This window comes from Streptomyces sp. NPDC000880 (genome assembly GCF_053599675.1).
Genome location: NZ_JBSFMS010000072.1, coordinates 1 through 20,328, shown reverse-complemented (window position 1 = coordinate 20,328; position 20,328 = coordinate 1). Strand labels below are relative to the sequence as shown.

Genomic DNA, 20,328 nt, shown 5'->3' with positions numbered 1-20,328 from the left:
GCGGAGGAGATCCGACAACACTCCAACGGGGGAAGTGGACGGGGGAAGTGGATATGCATCCGATGGTGAAGCCTGCCCTGCGGCGGGCATGGCGGGAGCGGCAGACCGTGCAGTTCGGGGTGACTCCCGCGCATGCGGTGATGGTCGGCCCGGTGGACACGGCCACAGGCGCCCTGCTCGAACTGCTGGACGGGACCCGGGGGCTGCCGCTGCTGCGCGAGGAGGCACGGGCGATAGGGCTGCCGGACGGACAGGTGGACGCTCTGGTGAAGCGGCTGACGTCGGCCGGTCTGCTCGACGATCCGACGGCAGTCGGTCCTGCGGCCGATGCGCTACGGAACAGGGCCGGCGCTCTCGACCGGCTGCGCCCCGATCTGGCATCGCTCTCCGTTGTCCATCCGGAACCGGGCGGTGGGACAGCGCGTCTGGCGGCCCGGCGGGCGATGCGCGTCCAGGTCCGGGGCGCGGGCCGGGTGGGCGCGACGGTCGCCGCGGTGCTGTCCGCCTCCGGGGTTGGCCGGGTCGACGTGCTGGACGGCGGGTGTACGGAGCCGTGGGACGTGGCGCCCGGCGGGCTGCCACCGGAGGCGGTCGGTGAGCGGCGCGACGCGGCGGCCCGGCAGTTGGTGCGGCGGTGCGCGCCCGACCGCCCGCCGCGCGCGGCCGAGTCGGCGGCGGGTTCGGGCGCGGGCGAGCCCGGCCTCTCCCTGGTCGTGGTGGCGCCGCGGGACTGGCTGGCGGCCTACGCGCCCGACCCGGCGGCGGCCGAGGGCTGGATCGCCACCGGGACACCCCATCTGTACGCGGGAGTTGTGGAAGCGACCGCAGTGGTGGGCCCGCTGGTGCTGCCCGGGGGCACGGCCTGCGCCGGCTGTCTGGAGCTGGGCCGGGCGGACCGCGACCCGGGCAGGCCCAGGCTGCTCGCGCAGTGGCGCTCCGGCCGCCGTCGCGGCGCGGTGCCGGCCTGCGATGCCGCCCTGGCCACGGCTGTGGCGGGGTTGACCGCGGCGCATGCGCTGTCGTTCCTCGACGGGGAGCTGCCCGCGAGTACGGGAGCGCGGTGGGAGGCGTCACTGCCGCTGCTGGAGTGGCGGTCGGAGAGCATCCCGCCGCACCTCGACTGTGTCTGCAGCGCGGGTGGGAAGAGTGAGAGGGAGCACACCTCAGGGTTCGGGCCGCTGCACGAGACAATGGCCGGGTAACCGCCGTCAATGAAGTAATGCCGTCAGGCACACGCGGCACGGCTGTCTGGGATTTGGAGGGGCGCATGTCTGATCTTCCCCGGAAGGCGGTCACCCGGACCGCCAAGTTGGCCGCACTGCCACTGGGCTTCGCCGGGCGTGCCACTTGGGGGCTGGGCAAGCGGATCGGCGGGAAGTCCGCGGAGATCGTGGCCAGGGAACTGCAACAGCGCACGGCGGAGCAACTGTTCAAGGTGCTCGGCGAGCTCAAGGGCGGTGCGATGAAGTTCGGGCAGGCCATGTCCGTCTTCGAGTCGGCGCTCCCCGAGGAGATCGCGGGCCCCTACCGCGCGGCCCTCACCAAGCTCCAGGACGCGGCACCCCCGATGCCGACGCGTACGGTCCACGCGGTCCTTGAGGAGCGGCTGGGTGAGGAGTGGCGGGAGCTGTTCCTCAATTTCGAGGACAAGCCGTCGGCCGCCGCCTCCATCGGCCAGGTGCACCGGGCGGTGTGGCACGACGGGCGCGAGGTCGCGGTGAAGGTGCAGTACCCAGGGGCGGGGGAGGCGTTGCTGTCCGATCTGACGCAGCTCAGCCGCTTCGCCCGACTGCTGGGTCCGCTGATCCCGGGCATGGACATCAAGCCGCTGATCGCCGAGCTCCGTGACCGGGTGTCGGAGGAGCTGGACTATGAGCTGGAGGGACAGGCACAGCGGGAGCATGCGGCGGAGTTCGCGGACGATCCGGATGTGCTGGTGCCGGATGTGGTGCACCAGTGCGACCAGGTGCTGGTGACCGAGTGGATCGACGGAATCCCGCTGGCTGAGGTGATCACCGGCGGCACGAACGAGCAGCGGGACCGGGCGGGCCAGTTGCTGGCCCGCTTCCTCTTCTCGGGCCCGGCCCGCACGGGGCTGCTGCACGCGGATCCGCACCCGGGAAACTTCCGGCTGCTCCCAGAGGAGGACGGCGAGGGCTGGAGGCTCGGGGTGCTGGACTTCGGCACGGTGGACCGACTGCCCGGCGGACTGCCTCCGACCATCGGCGAGTGTCTGCGGATGACGCTGGAGGGCGAGGCCGAGGGGGTCTACGAACTACTGTCCCAGGAAGGCTTCGTCAAGGAGACCATAGAGCTCGACCCGGACGCGGTGCTCGAGTATCTGGTGCCGATCATCGAGCCGGCGGAGGTGGAGGAGTTCACCTTCACCCGAAGCTGGATGCGCACCCAGGCGGCCCGGATCGCGGATATCCGCTCCCCCGCCCATCAGCTGGGAAAGCAGCTCAATCTGCCGCCCGCGTACCTGCTGATCCACCGGGTGACGCTGAGCACGATCGGCGTGCTGTGCCAGCTGAACGCGACGGTGCGGCTGCGGGACGAACTGGAGTCGTGGCTGCCCGGTTTCCTGCCGGAGGACGAGGAGTACATCACAGTGGTCGAGGCGCAGGCCTGAGGGTTCGCCGCCGCGGGCCGAGCGCCACATCAGCCGGCGGGTCAGCGGAAGGCGGTCAGCGGGAGGCGGTCACCACCAGGCCGAGTCAAGCCTGCCCTCAATCGCCCTGATGTTGGCCCGTGCGCAGTAGTCGCAAAAGTAGTGACGGGTCCCGTTCTCCACGGAGCAGGTCCAGGTGGGCGGTGGTCCCTCGGAGACGGCGCCGCAGTGGGAACACACGATGCTCTCGGCACCCGGCTGCGCAGGGTGAGGAGTTTGCTGCTGGTCCACGTCGTGACGATAGCCCCGTCGGGAACCAGTCGCAGGGACAACGCACCGCGGGTGCCGGTCCGTCCGGACCGGCACCCGGGTCAGTGTGTGCTGTCAGTGCCTTGACTGCGGTCAGTGCATGACTGCCATGGCCAGTGCCCTGCGGGCACGCATCGACACGCGCTCCGCACGGCGCTGCATCCGCCGGGCAGCGAGCAGGCGCACGGCCTGGCGTTCCGCGTCGGCTTCCCGCAGGCGCTCGTGCATATGCGCACGAGCCATGGCTTCTGGGATGAGTTGCATCTCACGGGTCCTGTTCTGACGCGAGGCGTTCGCGCCGATGGTGGTGACGTCTGGAGTGGCGGAGCCGGACGGCTCGCTCGCGGAAGAGGTCATTGGGGCCAGCTTCTGGGGATCGTGCGTGATGGGGCGGTCGATGGTTCCGGTGCGCAGCGGGGGTTTGGTCGTCCCCAAAGAGATGACGGTCATGCCGCAACCGGGTTCTTGCGCGGGCGACCACGCGGCCGCTTACGGGCGACGACCACGCCCTGGACGAAGAGCTCTCCGCCCCAGACGCCCCACGGCTCACGCCGCTCCATGGCGCCCGCAAGGCAGGCCTCCATCAGCGGGCAGGTACGGCAGAGGGACTTGGCGTACTCGACATCGGCCGGCGACTCGGCGAAGAAGACCTCCGGGTCATAGGAACGGCAGGGGACGGGTACGCCGAGGTTCTCGATGGCGTCGTCGAGCGCGGTGAGCGCAGTGAGCGGAGTCAAGGTGGAGTCCTCCGTGAGGGCGGGCGGGGGGATCGTCTCGGAAGGCGGTACGGACGGGGCGTGCGCTTCGAGTTGCACGGCGGTGTCGTTCCTCGTCTGGTCGGTCCGGCCTGTTGGCCGGGTGTCGGCTTGGTACCAAGTGCTTCTTGTCCCGAGGCCCCTTCGCTCCGTCCACCCCGTTCGGGGAAAACAGAAGGGCCGCGGATCCCTGGTGGGGTTCCGCGGCCCTGAAGGCGCCGGCCTGATCTGGATCAGGCTGGATCACTCCAGGGTTCGAGCCCACGGAAGGCCCACATCGTGTGGTGCTGCGTCTGCTGCTTCTTGGTGCCGGCACTGGCTGCCGCAAAGGCATAGGCCCGAGCCTTTGCCGCTGCTACTGCTGCTTCCAGTGCCTTGGTCGGTCGCTCATTGCGCTCCAGAACGGGGAGTCCGCCCAGACCGGAGACCGGAAGCACGGCAGAGATGCCGGACACACCGGTGCCGTTGAACGCGGCGGAGAAGCCGAGCGAGCAGGCGGAGACGACCGAGCGATCGGTCATTTTGGCGGTGCTGATGAAGCTGGTCTCGATGCTGATCACTGGAATCGCCTCCTCTCGGCGTCTCGGGGACCGGCCGGGGCCGATCACGCGTATTCGGATAAGTACAGCACGAGGACAGGACTTCAGAGAAGTCGCTGTTCCCGTGGTTAAGAACCTATGGGGATTGCTGGGGCGGGCGCAAACTATTTTCTCGACGAGTTTGTATCAGTCCTCCTCGTCTGCTCCCCCAACCTCCTGACCTGCACAGAGGGATAGCACCGCGGCTCCGAAACGCTCGAGCTTGCGGCCACCGACGCCGGAGATCTGAGCCAGCTCCCCCTCGCTGCCCGGCACGGCCTCGGCGATCGCCATCAGAGTCTTGTCGGTGAAGACGCAGTACGGGGGCTGACCCAGCTCCTTCGCCTGGTCCGAGCGCCACTCGCGCAGGCGCTCGTACAGCGCCTCGTCCATGTCGGAGGGGCAGTCCTCGCAGCGCATCAGTTTCATCTCGCCCGCGTCGGTAAGCGTCTTGCCGCAGACCCGGCACAGCGCAGGGCCTCGCCGCTTGCGGCGGCCGCCGCTGCCGCGCTCGATGCCGCCGGCGCCGCCCACGCCGCGTGCGCCCGGTGCCACGGAGCCCGGCCGCATCCCGTTCAGGAAGCGGGAGGGCCGCCGGGAGGCGCGGCCGCCGGGTGAGCGGGACAGCGCCCAGGAGAGGCAGAGATGGAGCCGGGCGCGGGTGACGCCTACATAGAGCAGCCTGCGCTCCTCCTCGACCTGCTCGTCGGTCTTGGCGTAGGTGATCGGCATCATGCCCTCGGTGAGGCCGACCAGGAACACGGCGTCCCACTCCAGGCCCTTCGCCGAGTGGAGCGAGGCGAGGGTGACGCCCTGGACGGTGGGGGCGTGCTGGGCCGCGGCGCGCTCGTCCAGCTCGGCCACCAGATCGCCGAGGCTCGCGTCCGGCTTGCCCCGTACATAGTCCTGGGCGAGGCGGACCAGCGCGGCCAGGGACTCCCAGCGGTCGCGCACCGCTCCCGATCCGGCGGGCGGCTCGGTGGTCCAGCCCTTGGTGGAGAGCACAGCCCGGACCTGCGAGGGGAGGTCGTCGGCATCGTCGAGCAGGGCGTCGTTGCCACCTGCGCGGGCCGCGCCGCGCAGGGCGATGCCCGCCTCCCGTACTTCCTGGCGTTCGAAGAAGCGCTCGGCGCCGCGCAGTTGGTACGGGACTCCGGCATCGGCGAGCGCCTGCTCGTAGACCTCCGACTGGGCGTTGATCCGGTAGAGCACGGCGATCTCGCCGGCCGGGACACCCGCGGCGATCAGGTCGCGGATACGGCGGGCAGTGCCCTCGGCCTCGGCCGGTTCGTCCGGGTACTCGGTGTAGGCGGGGTCGGGGCCGGCTGCACGCTGCGAGATCAGTTCGAGGCGGTGCTCGGCGGCGCGGCCGTGGGCATGGCTCAGCAGGCCGTTGGCGAGATGGACCACCTGGGGGGTGGAGCGGTAGTCACGGACCAGCTTGACGACGGTCGCGCCGGGGTGGCGGGTTCGGAAGTTCAGCAGGTGGTCGGGGGTGGCGCCGGTGAAGGAGTAGATCGTCTGGCTGGCGTCGCCGACGACGCAGAGGCTCTCGCGGTCGCCGAGCCACAGGTCGAGCATCCGCTGCTGGAGTGGGCTGACGTCCTGGTACTCGTCCACCACGAAGTGCTGGTACTGGCGGCGGATCTGGTCGGCGATGTCGTGCCGGTCCTGGAGGATACCGACCGTGAGGAGCAGGACATCCTCGAAGTCGATCACCGAGCGGTCGCGCTTGAGCTGCTCGTACATCCCGTAGATCTGGCTGATCTCGGCCGGGTCGCGCGGGGCGTCGCGGTGCGATTTCGCGACCGCGGCCGGGTAGTCGGCGGGCACGGTCTGGGTGACCTTGGCCCACTCGATCTCGCTCGTGACGTCCCGCAGCTCATTGCGGTCGAGCCGGATGCGGCAGCGGGCCGAGGCCTCGGCGACCAGCTGGATCTTGCGCTCCAGGAGGCGGGGCAAGTCGCCGCCGACCGCCTTCGGCCAGAAGAACTGGAGCTGGCGCAGCGCGGCTGAGTGGAACGTACGCGCCTGGACGCCGCCCGCGCCGAGCTGGCGCAGCCGGCCGCGCATCTCGCCCGCGGCGCGGTTGGTGAAGGTGACGGCCAGCACACTGGCGGGCTGGAGTATGCCCGCCCGCACTCCGTACGCGATGCGGTGGGTGATCGCGCGCGTCTTGCCCGTGCCGGCGCCTGCCAGCACGCACACCGGACCGTGCAGGGCCGTCGCCACTTCGCGCTGCTCGGGGTCGAGCCCGTCGAGCACCGCGTCCGCCGACTCGGGGACCTGCGGGAAAAGAGAGGAGTGCGTTGCTGCTGTCACACCGCCATGCTGCCAGGTCGGCAGAGATGGATGCGGCCGTTGTCCACAGGGGGCCGGGGCGGTCGTACTAATGCGGGAATGGTGGCCAGTTCACGTACGTTCTACGGCGTGCGAACACGCATCGTGCACGTATCGGGCGAAGTCGCACGACCGAGATGAACGAGACAGAGGAGCGCGGGAAACCATGCAGGGGACTGTGACGATGTACAGCACCACGTGGTGCGGCTACTGCCGTCGGCTGAAGAGCCAGATGGAGCGCGAGGGCATCACGTACACCGAGATCAACATCGAGCAGGACCCGGATTCCGCGGCCTTCGTCGAGAAGGCCAACGGGGGCAACCAGACCGTCCCGACCGTGCTGGTGGTTCCCCCCAACGGCGGCGAGAACATCGTCATGACGAACCCGAGCCTCGCCCAGGTGAAGCAGGCGCTCGCTGTCTGAGCCTCACAGGTACGCGCAGGGCCCCTGTCCGGCTACGGCTGGTGGGGGCTTTCTGCTGGGCGGAGATGACCTTTCCCGTTCTGGAAAGCGGAAGTCCCTGATGGCGGTTCGACGCTGGCCAACCCCTCGCCGGCCCAGGTCAAGCAGAAGATCGGCGTCTGAGCGGCGGAGCGCTCAGACCACATCTCCGGGCTTCGGCAACGGCTTGCCGTACCAGAGCTCGATCAGGCGGGCCGCAATCGAGATCCCATAGGGAGGCAGCACCTCCCCGGACTCGAATGCGGCCCGCAAGTCCTCCCGGGAGAACCAGCGTGCCTCGTGGATCTCTTCGCCGTCGACGTCGATCTCGGAGGATGTCGCCTGCGCCATGAAGCCGAGCATCAGGCTGGACGGGAAGGGCCAGGGCTGGCTGGCGATGTACTGGACCTCGCCGACCGTGACGCCCGCCTCCTCGAAGACCTCGCGGCGCACCGACTGCTCGATCGACTCGCCCGGCTCGACGAAGCCCGCCAACGTGGAGAAACGCCCCTCCGGCCAGTGCACCTGGCGGCCCAGCAGCGCGCGGTCCTCCTCGTCGGTGACAAGCATGATCACGGCGGGGTCGGTACGGGGGTAGTGCTCCGCCCCGCATGCCTGGCAGCGGCGGATGTGGCCCGCGGCCGCGATGACCGTGCGCTCGCCGCAGCGTGAGCAGAAGCGGTGCAGCCGCTGCCAGTTCTCCAGTGCGACGGCGTGCACCAGCAGTCCCGCGTCGCGCGGGGAGAGCAGCAGTCCGGCCTCGCGCAGGCCTGCGGGGCGGGCCGGCTGGTCCATGCGGCCGGGCAGGGCGTCCTTCTGCAGCGCGAAATAGCGCACGCCGTCTTCGTCGGTGCCGAGGAAGTAGCGGTGGGTCTCGGTGATGGGGGCCTCGAAGGCCGGGGTCATGACCAGTTCGGTGCGGCCGTCGGGGGTGTCGTCGATCAGCGCCTGGCCGCCCGAGACCACAAAGACCCGGGTCGTCGGGTGGCTCCACGCCGCCGCCAGCCAGGCCTCGTCGAGGCGGTGGTGCGCCTCGCGGTCGATGCCGCTCGGCGCGGTGAGACCGATCGGCGCGGAAAGATCGATCGGGCAGTGTGTGGTGCTGTTGCTGGTGGTGCTCACAGGTACTTCCAACTCCCCCGGGTGGTTTGGGTGGCAGTTCAGCGGAGGGCGGCGGCGAGGTCGCCCCACAGGTGGGCGGTTGTCTCCACACCCTTGATGAGCAGGTCCAGTTCGACCTTCTCGTTGGGTGCGTGCCAGCCGTCGGACGGTACGGAGATGCCCAGGAAGAGCACGGGGGCGGCCAGCACGTCCTGAAGATCCGCTGCGGGGCCCGACCCTCCCTCGCGGGTGAAGCGGATCTTCCGCCCGTCGAAGGCGCGGCTCATCGCCCGTACGACCGACTGCAGCGCCGGGTGGTCCAAGGGCGTCAGACAGGGGCGGGTCGAGGCACCGAAGGTGATTTTGTGGCGGATACCGGCCGGCACCTGGCCCGCGACCCAGTCGTCGACCGCCTGCTCGATCTTCTCCGGGTCCTGGCCCGCGACAAGACGGAACGTGAGCTTCAGCTGAGCGTATGACGGGATGATCGTCTTGCCGCCGGGGCCCTGGTAGCCACCGCCGATGCCGTTGAGCTCGGCCGTCGGACGGGCCCAGATGCGCTCCAGCGTGGAGTAACCGGCCTCGCCGAGCGTGGCGTGCGACTTCGCGGTGCTCAGCCAGGACGCCTCGTCGAAAGGGAGCTCGGCGAACAGCTCGCGCTCGGCGTCCGTGAGCGGCTCGATGCCGTCGTAGAAGCCGGGGATGGTGACGTGCTCGTCGGCGTCGTGCAGCGCCGCGACGAGACGGGCGGCGACGGTGGCGGGGTTGGGTACCGCGCCGCCGAACGAACCGGAGTGGATGTCCTGGTCGGGGCCGTGCAGCTCGATCCCGCAGTCGGCGAGGCCGCGCGTGCCGGTGCAGACGGTGGGGGTCGTCTCGGACCACATGCCGGTGTCGGACACGATCACGGTGTCGGCGGCGAGGCGGGCGGCGTTGGCCTCGACCAGGGCACGGAAGTTCGGCGATCCCGATTCCTCCTCGCCCTCGATCAGCAGTTTGAGATTGACCGCGGGGGCGGTGCGTCCGGTGGCGGCGAGGTGGGCCCGTACGCCCAGGGTGTGGAAGAAGACCTGCCCTTTGTCGTCCGCCGCGCCGCGCCCGTACATCCGGCCGTCGACGATCTCCGGCTCGAAGGGGTCCGTGTGCCAGCCGTCCTCACGGGCGGCGGGCTGGACATCGTGGTGGCCGTAGACCAGGACGGTGGGCGCATCCGGGTCGCCGGAAGGCCACTCGGCAAAGACCGCGGGGGCGCCGGGGGTGGGCCAGATCTCGGTGACCGGGAAGCCGGTCTCCCTGAGCTTGGCCGCGAGCCACTCGGCGCTGCGCCGGACGTCCGCGGCGTGGTCGGGCTGGGCCGACACGGACGGGATGCGCAGCCAGTCGGCGAGGTCGTCGAGGAAGGCCGCGCGGTGCTGCTCGATGTACGTACGGACGGCGCTGTCCGGGGTGTCGCTCATGCACCTGAGCCTAACCGGCGCGGGTGACTGTCTCGTCGGCCGTCTCGCCCAGCAGGATGCGCTCCAGCTCGGCACGGGCGGGGAGAGGGTCCGGGCGGACGATCTCTCCGGTGCGTACGTACACGAACGCGGCGCTGACTGCTTCGGGGGGGAGGTCGTGCTGCTCGGCCCAGGCGAGACGGTAGATGGCGAGCTGGAGGGGGTCGGCGGTGTTTGTGCGGCTGGTCTTCCAGTCGACGATTTCGTACGCCCCTGTCGTCTCGTCTGCCGTCCCCTTTGTCGTCCCCGCTACGGTCTCGTCGCGGTAGACGGCGTCGATACGGCCGCGGATCACGCGGCCCGCGAGGGTGAGCTGGAACGGGGACTCCACGCGGTAGGGCGTGCGGCGGGCGTACGGGGTGCGCTCGAACGCCTCCTTGAGCGCGGCCAGATCGTGCTCGTCCGCGATCTCGGGGTCGTCGGCGTCACCGCCGGGAAGCTCGTCCGGGCCGAGCATCGGGAGCGGGAGCTCCTCGAACCGCGACTCCACCCAGGCGTGGAACCGGGTGCCTCTGCGGGCCGCGGGGTGCGGGGGGCGCGGCATGGGGCGGGCCAGCTCCTGGGCGAAACCGTCGGGGTCGGCGGCGAGGCGCATGAGCTGGGAGGCGGAGAGGGAGGGGGGCAGGGGGACGTCGCGGACGGTCGCGCGGCTACGGCGGAGCTCGCCGGCGAGGGCGTCGAGGTCGCGGTCCCAGGAGGCGATGGTGCGGGCGTCTTCGGGGGTGGGGGCCGCCGCCTCAAGAGGGTCGGCTTCGCGGCGCGGGTGCGGCAGGTCGGCCGCCGCGTCGTCCGGGAGTTCAGGCTCGTCCCAGGGGGCGTCCCAGTCCGGCTCTTCCGGCTCGGACGGGAACTCTTCCGGCTCGGACGGGAGCTCCACCGGCACCGACGAGAGCTCCACCGGCTCGGACAGGAGATCCTCCGGCTCGTCCAGATACGCCAGCACCGTGTCCGCCGCGGCGCGGCGGCGCCTCAGCGAGGTCGCGTCCAGCGGCAGTGGCCAGGCCCGGTCCGCCGTCGCTTCGTGCAGGGCCGGGTTCTCTGCGTCCTCCTCCGGTTCGTCCGACCAGATCTCGATCTCGCCGAAACCCTCCGCGCAGTGGTCGTACAGCGCCTGCAGGAACACCGAGGGGCCGCGGCGGCGCTTCTGGGTCGGGCCCCACCAGTGGGCCGAGCCCAGGAGCAGGGAGCGGGGGCGGGTGAAGGTGACGTAGCCGAGGCGCAGTTCCTCCGTGTGCTGGTGGTCCTTCATCGCGTCCTTGAAGGACTTGAGGCCCGTGGCGTCCCAGGACTCGACTGAGGGAAGGGTGGCTGCGTCGCCCCTCAGAGCGTGCGGCAGGACCTTGGACTGGGAGGTCCAGGCCTCGCGCGCCTGCTCGTTCGGGAAGTGCTTGGCGACCAGGCCGGGGACCACGACCACGTCCCACTCCAGGCCCTTGGACTTGTGGGCCGTCAGGACCTTGACGGTGTTCTCGCCGCCCGGAAGGGCGTTGTCCAGGCCCTTCTCGTACTGCGCCGCCGTACGGAGGAAGGCAAGGAAGGCCAGCAGCGTCGCTTCCCCGTCCAGTGCCGCAAAACCGGCCGCTGTGTCAAGGAAGTTGGCGAGGGTCTCACGGCGGCGGGCGGCCAGGGCGTTTGGGGATGCGGAGAGTTCGACCTCGAGGCCGGTGGTGGACAGGACGCGGTGCAGGACGTCCATCAGCGGGTCGGCCAGGGAGCGGCGCAGGTCGCGCAGTTCGGCGGCGAGGCGGGCGAAACGGACTCGGGCCTCCGCGGAGAAGGGGAGGTCGTCGTCTTCCCCGTCCGTTGACTCCAGGAACGTGTCCAGCGCGTCGGCGAGCGAGATGACCTCGGCCGGGTCGGTGCCTTCGACGGCCGCGGCCAGCCGCTCGTCCGGATCCGTCCCGTCGGACGAGGCACGGTGGACCAGCAGCCGGGCCCGGCGGCCCAGCAGGGCCAGGTCGCGTGGGCCGATGCGCCAGCGCGGTCCGGTGAGCAGACGTACGAGAGAGGCGTTGGCCCCCGGGTCCTGGAGGACCTCGCACATCGCGACCAGGTCGGCGACCTCGGGCAGGTGGAGCAGCCCGGACAGGCCGACGACCTCGACCGGAACCTCCCTGGCGACCAGCGCGCCCTGGATCTCGGGGAAGTCGCCCGCCGTGCGGCACAGGACCGCGATCTCGCCCGGCTCCTTGCCCGTACGCACCAGGTGGGCGATCGAGTCGGCGAGCCACTCGATCTCCTGCGCGTGAGTGGGGAGGAGAGCGATGCGGACGGACCCGTCGCGCTCGGCACCGGGAGCGGGCCGCAGCGCCTCGACGCCCTCGTGCATCGCGCGCAGCGGGGCCGCCAGGCCGTTGGCCATGTGCAGCAGCCGACCGCCGCTGCGACGGTTCTCGCTGAGGGAGAAGCGGGTCGCGGGGCGGCCGTCGGGGTACGCGAAGTGCGCCGGGAAGTCGTCGAGGTTGGCGACCGATGCCCCGCGCCAGCCATAGATGGCCTGGCAGGGGTCGCCGACCGCGGTCACGGCATGGCCGGTGCCCTGCCCGAACAGGCCTGACAGAAGCAGCCGTTGGGCCACCGACGTGTCCTGGTACTCGTCGAGCAGCACAACCCGGAATTCGTCCCGCAGGATGGCCCCGACCTCGGGCCTGGTGAGCGCGAGTTCGGCGGAGAGCGCGATCTGGTCGCCGAAGTCGAGGAGGTCGCGGGCGCGTTTGGCCTCGCGGTAACGGACGGTCAGGTCGAGCAGCTCACGGCGGGCCGCGGCCGCCTCGGGCACCTTGCGCAGTTCGGCGTTGCTCAGCCGGGTGCTCTCCAGGGTGCGCAGCAGTTCGGAGTCGTACGCGCCGAGCTGCTCGGGACGTACGAGATGCTCCGCGAGCTCCGCGTCGAGCGCCAGCAGATCGCTGACCAGGGACGGAAAGGACCTGGTGAGCGAGGGATACGGGCCCGGCGCCTCGCGCAGCACACGCGCGGCGAGCTGGTAGCGGGTGGCGTCCGCGAGCAGGCGCGCGGTGGGCTCCAGGCCTATCCGCAGCCCGTGGTCGGTGAGCAGCTGCCCGGCGAAGGAGTGGTAGGTGGAGATGCGCGACTCGCCAGGAGGGTTGTCCGGGTCGATGACGTCGGGGTCCGTCACCCCCGCTCGCACGAGCGCCTTGCGGACGCGCTCGGCGAGCTCCCCCGCCGCCTTGTTGGTGAAGGTGAGGCCGAGGACCTGCTCGGGGGCGACCTGGCCGGTCCCCACGAGCCACACCACCCGCGCGGCCATCACCGTCGTCTTCCCCGACCCGGCTCCGGCCACGATCACCTGCGGGGCGGGCGGCGCGGTGATGCAGGCCGTCTGCTCCGGGGTGAAGGGGATGCCGAGGAGCTCTTTGAGCTGCTCGGGGTCGGTGATGCGTGCGGTCACCTCAGAGAGGCTAACGGGGACCACCGACAGCGCCGGCCGTCCGTGGTCCCCGCGGTCAGGCCGACGGCAGCTTCACGCACAGCACCGCCGTGACCAGGAACGTGCGGTTGTTCACCGTTCGTCACTCCCTCTAGCTTTCGCTTGTGCCGCCCCATCGGACTCACACCGCACGCAGATGGATGCAGCGCAAGTGTTGACGCGCATCACACGGCCGGGCGATGTCGTCACTCGACGACGTGGCGCCCCTCGGGCCGGGCGCTGCACGAGGCGCGGAAGGCGCAGTGTTCGCAGTGGCTGCCGGTGCTGGGGGTGAAGCGTTCGTCGAGGACGCGGCCGGCAGCGGTGGCGAGCAGGTCGCCGACCCATTCGCCGGCGAGCGGCTCCTGGGACTGGACGCGCGGGAGGCTCTCCCCGCCCTCCTTCCTGGCGGCGGCCTGGCGCAGCTGTACGAGTTCGGCGCCGCCGGGCTCGGGGCGGCGGCCGTCGAAGGCCTCGTCCACGGCGCCTTCGCGCACGGCAAGCTGGTAGACGGCGAGTTGAGGGTGTCGGGCGACTTCGTCCCGGGTCGGCGTCTGCTTGCCGGTCTTGAAGTCGACGACGTACGCGCGTCCTTCGGCGTCCCGCTCGACGCGGTCCATGGAGCCGCGGATGCGTACCTCGTACTCGCCGGCCTCCAGGGTCACGTCGAAGTCGTGCTCGGTCGCGGCGGGGGCTCGGCCGCCGCGGTCCATGACGTGCCAGCGCAGGAAGCGTTCGAGCGCCACGCGCGCGTGCTCCTTCTCCTGCTGCGACTTCCATGGCGCGTCGAAAACGAGCGCGCTCCAGACGGAGTCGAGGCGCTCCATGAGAACGGCCAGGTCAGCGGGGGTCTGTCCGGAGGCGACCTCGTCCGCGAGTACGTGAACGACGTTGCCGAACCCCTGGGCGGCCGTTGCGGGGGCGTCCGCCTTCACCTCGCGGCCCAGGAACCACTGGAGTGCACAGGTGTTGGCCAGCTGGTCCAGTGCGCTGCCGGAGAGGGTGACGGGCTGGTTCCGGTCCCGCAGAGGGAGCCGGCTGTGGGTCGGCTCGTACAGGCCCCACCAGCGATACGGGTGCGCTGCGGGCACGAGCGGCTGGCCCTCGTCGTCGGCGAGCGCGGCGAGGCGCGCGAGGCGGCGGGCGGCGGCGTCGCGCAGCGCGGGTGTCGCCTGCGGGTCCACGGTGGTGGCGCGCAGCTCGGCGACGAGCGCGGCGACGGCGAGGGGGCGGCGGGGGCGCCCGGTGACGTCCTTGGGTTCGACGCCGAGTTCGGTGAGGAAGCGGGAAGGCTGGTCGCCGTCGTCGGCGGGTGCCTTGACGGCGGTGACGACGAGGCGGTCGCGGGCGCGGGTGGCCGCGACGTAGAAGAGCCGGCGTTCCTCGGCGAGGAGGGCGCCGGGGGTGAGGGGCTCGGCGAGCCCGTCGCGCCCGATCCTGTCCGCCTCCAGGAGGGAGCCCCGGCGACGCAGATCGGGCCAGAGGCCTTCCTGTACGCCGGCGACGACGACGAGGCTCCATTCGAGGCCCTTGGAGCGGTGGGCGGTCATCAGGCGTACGGCGTCGGGGCGGGTGCTCCTCCCGGCGAGGGTGTCGGCGGCGATGTCCTGGGCCTCGATCTCCTCGAGGAAGTTGAGGGCGCCCCGGCCGCCGGTGCGTTCTTCGGCACGGGCGGCGGTCTCGAAGAGGGCGCAGACGGCGTCGAGGTCGCGGTCGGCGTTGCGGCCGGCCGCGCCGCCGCGGAGGGCGGCACGTTCGAGGCGCTGCGGCCAGGGGGTGCCGGCCCACAGCTCCCACAGCGCCTCTTCGGCGGTGCCGCCGCCTTCGAGGAGCTCACGCGCCGTGCGCAGGAGCGCGCCGAGCCGCTGCGCGCCGCGGGCGTACGCGGGGTCGTGCGCGACGAGGCGCTCGGGCTCGGCGAGGGCGCGGGCGAGGAGCTGGTCGGAGGGCGGGGGTACGCGATTGCCGCCGGCGCGCTCCTCGTCGCGCAGGGCACGGCCGAGGCGGCGGAGGTCGGCGGCGTCCATGCCGCCGAGGGGGGAGGTGAGGAGGGTGAGGGCGGTCTCGGTCGTGAGCCAGGGTGTGGTGGGGTTGCCCCTCTCCTGCCCCGCAGTGTCGGCCCCCTGCCCCGCAGTGTCGGCGGATTGCGTCCTCAGCGGCTGCGTCGCCGCCGTAGCCACCGCTCGCAGTGCCGTCAGCAGCGGGGACACGGCCGGTTCGTGGCGCAGGGGGACGTCGTCGCCGTCGATTTCCAGGGGGACGCCCGCCGACGCGAGGGCGCGGCGGACCGAGGGGATCGTGCGGCTGCCCGCGCGGACCAGGACTGCCATGTCGTGCCAGGGGACGCCGTCCTCCAGGTGAGCCCGGCGCAGGATGTCCGCGATGTTGTCCAGCTCCGTGGAGGCCGTCGGGTAGGTGTACGTCTCGACCCGGCCACCCTCCCGGACCGCGCCCAGCTCCCGGTGCGCCCGGACCTTCTCCGACGGAAGGCGGGGCAGCGGCATCCGGCGGGTCAGCAGCCGGGTCGCCGCCAGCAGGTGCTCGCCACTGCGCCGGGACGTCGTCAGGACCGCCACGTCCGCCGGGCTGCCGTTCGCCTGCCGGAAGGCATCGGGGAAGTCGAGGATGCCGTTCACGTCCGCGCCGCGGAAGGCGTAGATCGACTGGTCCGGATCGCCGAACGCGACCAGCGTGCGGCCCTGCCCGGCCAGCGCCTGGAGCAGCTGTACCTGAGCCGGGTCGGTGTCCTGGTACTCGTCCACGAACACCGCGTCGTAGGGGAAGTCGTGAGGCGAGGCGACCCGCTGGGCCAGCAGCACCGCCCGGTGCACCAGTTCCGCGTAGTCGAGCACCCCCTGCATGTCCAGGACGTCCAGATACTCCGCGAGGAAGGACGCGGCCGCCCCCCAGTCGGGACGGCCGGTACGGGCCGCGAAACGGGCCAGGGAGTCGGGGCCCAGGCCCAGCTCACGGCTCCGGGCCAGTACCGCCCGTACCTCGTCGGCGAAGCCACGCGTCGTCAGGCACGCACGTAGCTCGTCCGGCCATTGGTTGCGCGCCAGCCCCTCCGTCTCCAGGTCGAGCTGGCCCGCCAGCAGCTCCCGTACGGCGACGTCCTGCTCGGGACCCGACAGCAGCCGCAGCGGCTCGGAGAACAGATCGGCGTCCTGGTGCGCGCGGACCAGCGCGTAACAGAAAGAGTGGAAGGTCGTCGCCTGCGGCCCCCGCGCGCCGCCGAGCCGCAGCGCCATCCGGTCGCGCAGTTCCACCGCCGCCCTGCGGCTGAAGGTGAGCACCAGGATCCGCTCCGGATCCGCCCCCTTGGCCACCCGCGCGGCGACCACCTCCACCAGCGTGGTCGTCTTGCCGGTGCCCGGACCTGCCAGAACGAGCAGCGGACCGGGATCGTGGTCAACCACCGCGCGCTGTCCTGCGTCCAGGAGAGGGGGATCCACAGGGCCCGGCGGGGTACGCACCAGTCGGTACGCGCCCGGGGTCCTCCCCCTACGCCCCTGCGGGCGTGGGGGAACCCCATGCCGTACCTGTTGCTGGTACGTCGTACGCCCGGTGGTGGAGGAGGAGCTCACGTGGATCGCCGGTCCTGGTGGGTGTGCTGGTGGTGATGGAGCGGTTCGTGCCGCGCGCTGACGACGCTACGCCAGCGCGCTGCCGCGACGCAGTGAGTCCGGCGCGTACTCCGTACGGTTGTCAAAGCGTCCGTGCGACCGCCGAATGGCGGAAGCTGTCATATGTGAGCACTGTCGCAGGCGCCACCGCCGCCGTCCCATCGCGCGCGCTTCATGTCGAGGCGCGGCACGTGGCTCTCTGCGCTGCGCGCGGCCTCGCGCAGGGGCGTCCCCTCCGTGCGGTAGCGCTCCAGGGCTCTCAGCTCATGGCCGGGCAGCAGCGCGCCGTCCGCGCGCACGACACGCCACCAGGGCACGCCGCCGCCGTACAGGGACATCGCCCGGCCGACCTGGCGCGGTCCGCCCTCCCCGAGCCACTCGGCGACGTCGCCGTACGTCATCACCTGGCCCGGCGGAATCAGCTCGGCGACCTCGAGCACCCGCTCCGCGTAGTCCGGCAGTTCTTCCATCCGGTCCATCCTGCCGTACGCCACCGACAACGGCCCGGACAGCGGGACGCGAGGGGCAAAGGGGCGTGTCCTCCCCGCCTCACGCCCCCGCAATCCACCCTGATGCCCACCTCTGTCGTCGGGCCGTGCCACCATCATGCGGGCGGTGACTGGTGATACGAGATCACGAAGAGACCGAGACGGCGAAGGAGCAGGGCGTGCAGCCTCCTCAGGCGGCGAGCACCCCTGAGTCCGAGTCGTATCCGGACGCGCCCGTTCCGCGGGAGGGCGTCGGCGACCCCAAAGGGAAGGAAGCGGGGGACAAAGCCACCGACAAGGCCCCGGACAAGACAGCAGACGCCGCAGACGAAGCCGCGGACACAACCGCAGACAAAGCCGCCGAAGCCGCAGAGAGAACCGCAGACACCGCGCACGCCGCCGACAGAGCCGCCAAAGCCGCCGGCAAAGCGGCAGAGCCCGCGGGCGACACCGACGCCGACCGGGTCTCGGGGGACGAGCCACTGCTCGCCGCCCGCGTCCACCGCCCCGCCGACCTGCTGCGCCTGCTCATCGGCATCTTCGCGATCGCCGTCGTACTCGCCATCGCCGCCTTCGCCCACGGCACCACATCCGGCCTCGAGCAGGACATCAACAAGGGCACCGGACAGGCACCCGACCTTTTCGTCAAGATCGCCGGACTGGTCTCCAGCATCGCCGTGCTGCTCGTCCCGGTCGCCTTCGCGATCGAGCGGCTGATCAAACGGGACGGGCTGCGGATCGCGGACGGCGTCCTCGCCGCCGTGCTCGCGCACGGCGTCACCCTCGCCACCGACCTCTGGGTCTCCAGGGCCGCGCCCGGCCCCCTCCAGGAGGCGCTGACCCAGGCGCAGAGCGGCGGCGGGCTGACCGACCCCGTCCACGGCTATCTCGCGCCCGTCATCGCGTACATGACGGCCGTCGGAATGTCCCGCAGACCCCGCTGGCGGGTGGTCCTGTGGGTGGTCCTGTTGCTCGACGCCTTCACGATGCTGGTCGCCGGCTACACCACCCCGTTCTCGATCATCCTCACCGTGCTGCTCGGCTGGACCGTCGCGTACGGCACGCTGTACGCCGTCGGCTCGCCGAACGTACGGCCCACCGGCCAGACCCTGCTGGCCGGTCTGCGCCATGTCGGCTTCCGCCCGGTCACCGCCATGCGCGCCGAGGAAGTCCCCGACTCCGCCGACCCGGGCGACCGCGGCCGCCGCTACCAGGTCACGCTGGAGGAGGGCGCACCGCTCGATGTCACCGTCGTCGACCGTGAGCAGCAGGCACAGGGCTTCTTCTACCGGGTATGGCGCCGGCTGACGCTGCGCTCCATCACCACCCGCCGCTCGATCCCGTCGCTGCGCCAGGCCCTGGAGCAGGAGGCGCTGCTCGCGTACGCGGCGATCGCCGCCGGTGCCAACGCGCCCAAGCTGATTGCGACGTCGGAGCTCGGTCCGGACGCCGTGATGCTGGTGTACGAGCACCTGGGCGGCCGTCCCCTCGACTCCATGGCGGACGACGAGGTCACCGACGACGTGCTGCGCGGGGCCTGGCAGCAGGTGAAGGCGCTCCAGTCGAGGCGTATCGCGCACCGGCGGCTGACCGGCGACGCGATTTTGGTGGATCGTTCCGGCAAGGTGATCGTGACCGATCTGCGCGGCGGCGAGATCGCGGCGGGAGATCTAGTGCTGCGGATGGACATCGCGCAGCTGCTCACCACGACCGGCCTGCGGGTCGGCGCCGAGCGTGCGGTGGCCACCGCCGTCGAGGTGCTCGGCCCCGACGAGGTCGCCGACTGTCTGCCGCTGCTCCAGCCGATCGCGCTGAGCCGCTCGACCCGGGCGACGCTGCGCAAACTCGCCCGCGAGCGGTCGAACCGCGAGCGGGAGGCGGTGCTGGAGGCGTCCGCGGCCGCCAAGCGGGCCCGTACGGCAGAGACGAAAGAGGCGGCGGTCGACGACCGCAAGGCTGTCCGCAAGACCGAACGGGCGGAGAGGCAGGCCGACAAGAAGGCCATGGACGAGGCCATGGACGAGGTGCGCGAGGAGGATCTGCTCTCCCAGATCCGCCGGCAGATGCTGCTGATCAGGCCGCAGGCGCCGGTCGAGCCGGTCCGCCTGGAGCGGATCAGGCCGCGTACGCTCGTCAGCTTCATCGCCGGCGCGGTCGCCGCGTACTTCCTGCTCTCGCAGCTCGCCGGCATCGACTTCGCCACGGTCTTTGCCCGGGCCCACTGGGGCTGGGTGGCGGCCGCGGTCGCATTCTCCGTGCTCAGCTACTTCGCGGCGGCAATGAGCCTGCTGGGCTTCGTGCCCGAGCGGGTGTCGTTCCTGCGGACCGTCGTCGCGCAGGTCGCCGGGTCGTTCGTCAAGATCGTCGCCCCGGCGGCGGTCGGCGGCGTCGCGCTGAACACCCGCTTCCTGCAGCGTTCGGGAGTACGTCCCGGTCTCGCCGTGGCCAGTGTCGGCGCGTCCCAGCTCTTCGGGCTCGGCGCGCACATCCTGCTGCTGCTCGCCTTCGGCTATCTGACCGGTACGGAGCGGACGGCGTCGTTCACCCCATCCAGGACGGTGATCGCGGGTCTGCTGACGGTCGCCGTGCTGGTGCTGGTGGTGACTGCGATCCCGTTCCTGCGGAAGTTCGTCTCGACGCGGCTGCGCTCGCTGTTCGCCGGGGTGGTGCCGCGCATGCTCGACGTACTGCAGCGGCCGATGAAGCTGCTCACCGGCATCGGCGGGATGCTGCTGCTGACCGGTGTGTTCGTGATGTGCCTGGACGCGTCGATCCGGGCCTTCGACAACGGCAACCAGCCGCTGAGCTACGCCAGCATCGCCGTGGTCTTCCTGGCGGGCAACGCGCTGGGCTCGGCGGCGCCGACGCCGGGCGGTGTGGGCGCGGTCGAGGGTGCGCTGACCTTCGGTCTGATCGTGGCCGGGGTGCCGAAGGAGGTCGCGGCGCCGGCGGTGCTGCTGTACCGCATGATGACGCTGTGGCTGCCGGTGCTGCCGGGTTGGTTCGCCTTCAACCACCTGACCCGCAAGGGCGCGCTGTAGCACCGGGGCCGTTCCGGCTGCTGAAGGCCGACCCCGACCTCCACTGGAAGGCGATGCTGCGCCACCACCGGCCCCGCAAGCCGGTGATCGCCGCGGTAGAGGGGTACTGCGTGG

14 protein-coding genes and 1 pseudogene are annotated in these 20,328 nt (G+C 71.3%); 5 read left to right on the top strand and 10 right to left on the bottom strand.

The genetic code is table 11. The annotated features are described in order from the left end of the window. Positions 1 to 53 precede the first annotated feature (53 nt). Positions 54 to 1,202: a ThiF family adenylyltransferase gene (locus ACWDO5_RS22465; protein ID WP_450532122.1), complete on the top strand. Its 1,149-nt coding sequence runs from the start codon at positions 54 to 56 to the stop codon at positions 1,200 to 1,202. Between the two features lie 65 nt (positions 1,203 to 1,267). Then, entirely contained in the window at positions 1,268 to 2,632 is a 1,365-nt protein-coding gene (locus tag ACWDO5_RS22460; RefSeq protein WP_450532121.1) for an ABC1 kinase family protein, read from the top strand. Between the two features lie 69 nt (positions 2,633 to 2,701). On the opposite strand, the gene ACWDO5_RS22455 is transcribed toward ACWDO5_RS22460, so the two are convergent. The 5 genes from ACWDO5_RS22455 to ACWDO5_RS22435 form a co-directional block, all read right to left on the bottom strand. Beyond that, entirely contained in the window at positions 2,702 to 2,902 is a 201-nt protein-coding gene (locus ACWDO5_RS22455; RefSeq protein WP_450532120.1) for a hypothetical protein, read from the bottom strand. A gap of 111 nt (positions 2,903 to 3,013) precedes the next feature. Further along, positions 3,014 to 3,370 (bottom strand): hypothetical protein, encoded by a 357-nt coding sequence (locus tag ACWDO5_RS22450; protein ID WP_450532119.1) that lies wholly within the window; start codon positions 3,368 to 3,370, stop codon positions 3,014 to 3,016. Further along, positions 3,367 to 3,735 carry a WhiB family transcriptional regulator gene (locus tag ACWDO5_RS22445; protein WP_450532117.1) on the bottom strand — a complete coding sequence of 123 codons (369 nt, stop codon included), beginning with the start codon at positions 3,733 to 3,735 and terminating at the stop codon, positions 3,367 to 3,369. The genes ACWDO5_RS22450 and ACWDO5_RS22445 overlap by 4 nt, the downstream gene beginning before the upstream one ends. Before the next feature lie 173 nt (positions 3,736 to 3,908). Next, on the bottom strand, positions 3,909 to 4,235 hold the full coding sequence (locus tag ACWDO5_RS22440) for a hypothetical protein (RefSeq protein WP_450532116.1): 327 nt from the start codon (positions 4,233 to 4,235) through the stop codon (positions 3,909 to 3,911). 165 nt (positions 4,236 to 4,400) lie between these two features. Continuing rightward, positions 4,401 to 6,575: an ATP-dependent DNA helicase UvrD2 gene (locus ACWDO5_RS22435; RefSeq protein WP_450532115.1), complete on the bottom strand. Its 2,175-nt coding sequence runs from the start codon at positions 6,573 to 6,575 to the stop codon at positions 4,401 to 4,403. 184 nt (positions 6,576 to 6,759) lie between these two features. Here ACWDO5_RS22435 and ACWDO5_RS22430 point away from each other — a divergent pair, with 184 nt between their 5' ends. Then, a complete protein-coding gene (locus ACWDO5_RS22430) occupies positions 6,760 to 7,017 on the top strand; it encodes a glutaredoxin family protein (RefSeq protein ID WP_450532114.1) in 258 nt (85 codons plus the stop codon). A 174-nt stretch (positions 7,018 to 7,191) separates the two neighbouring features. Here ACWDO5_RS22430 and nudC read toward each other — a convergent pair whose 3' ends face one another. From nudC to ACWDO5_RS22405, 5 genes are all read right to left on the bottom strand, one after another. Next, the gene (nudC, locus tag ACWDO5_RS22425) at positions 7,192 to 8,157 is read right to left on the bottom strand and encodes an NAD(+) diphosphatase (RefSeq protein WP_450532113.1); all 966 of its coding nucleotides are present in this window, start codon (positions 8,155 to 8,157) and stop codon (positions 7,192 to 7,194) included. Between the two features lie 38 nt (positions 8,158 to 8,195). Continuing rightward, complete coding sequence (locus ACWDO5_RS22420; RefSeq protein WP_450532112.1) at positions 8,196 to 9,593, bottom strand: dipeptidase; 1,398 nt, start codon at positions 9,591 to 9,593, stop codon at positions 8,196 to 8,198. 10 nt (positions 9,594 to 9,603) lie between these two features. Beyond that, entirely contained in the window at positions 9,604 to 13,041 is a 3,438-nt protein-coding gene (locus ACWDO5_RS22415) for a UvrD-helicase domain-containing protein (protein WP_450532111.1), read from the bottom strand. A gap of 224 nt (positions 13,042 to 13,265) precedes the next feature. Further along, positions 13,266 to 16,646 (bottom strand): ATP-dependent helicase, encoded by a 3,381-nt coding sequence (locus tag ACWDO5_RS22410; RefSeq protein WP_450532110.1) that lies wholly within the window; start codon positions 16,644 to 16,646, stop codon positions 13,266 to 13,268. A 158-nt stretch (positions 16,647 to 16,804) separates the two neighbouring features. Continuing rightward, positions 16,805 to 17,164 carry an MGMT family protein gene (locus ACWDO5_RS22405; RefSeq protein ID WP_450532109.1) on the bottom strand — a complete coding sequence of 120 codons (360 nt, stop codon included), beginning with the start codon at positions 17,162 to 17,164 and terminating at the stop codon, positions 16,805 to 16,807. 188 nt (positions 17,165 to 17,352) lie between these two features. On the opposite strand from ACWDO5_RS22405, the gene ACWDO5_RS22400 reads away from it, so the two are divergent. Beyond that, on the top strand, positions 17,353 to 20,214 hold the full coding sequence (locus ACWDO5_RS22400; protein WP_450532108.1) for a lysylphosphatidylglycerol synthase domain-containing protein: 2,862 nt from the start codon (positions 17,353 to 17,355) through the stop codon (positions 20,212 to 20,214). 20 nt (positions 20,215 to 20,234) lie between these two features. Then, a pseudogene (locus ACWDO5_RS22395) lies at positions 20,235 to 20,328 on the top strand (crotonase/enoyl-CoA hydratase family protein); the annotation flags it as partial.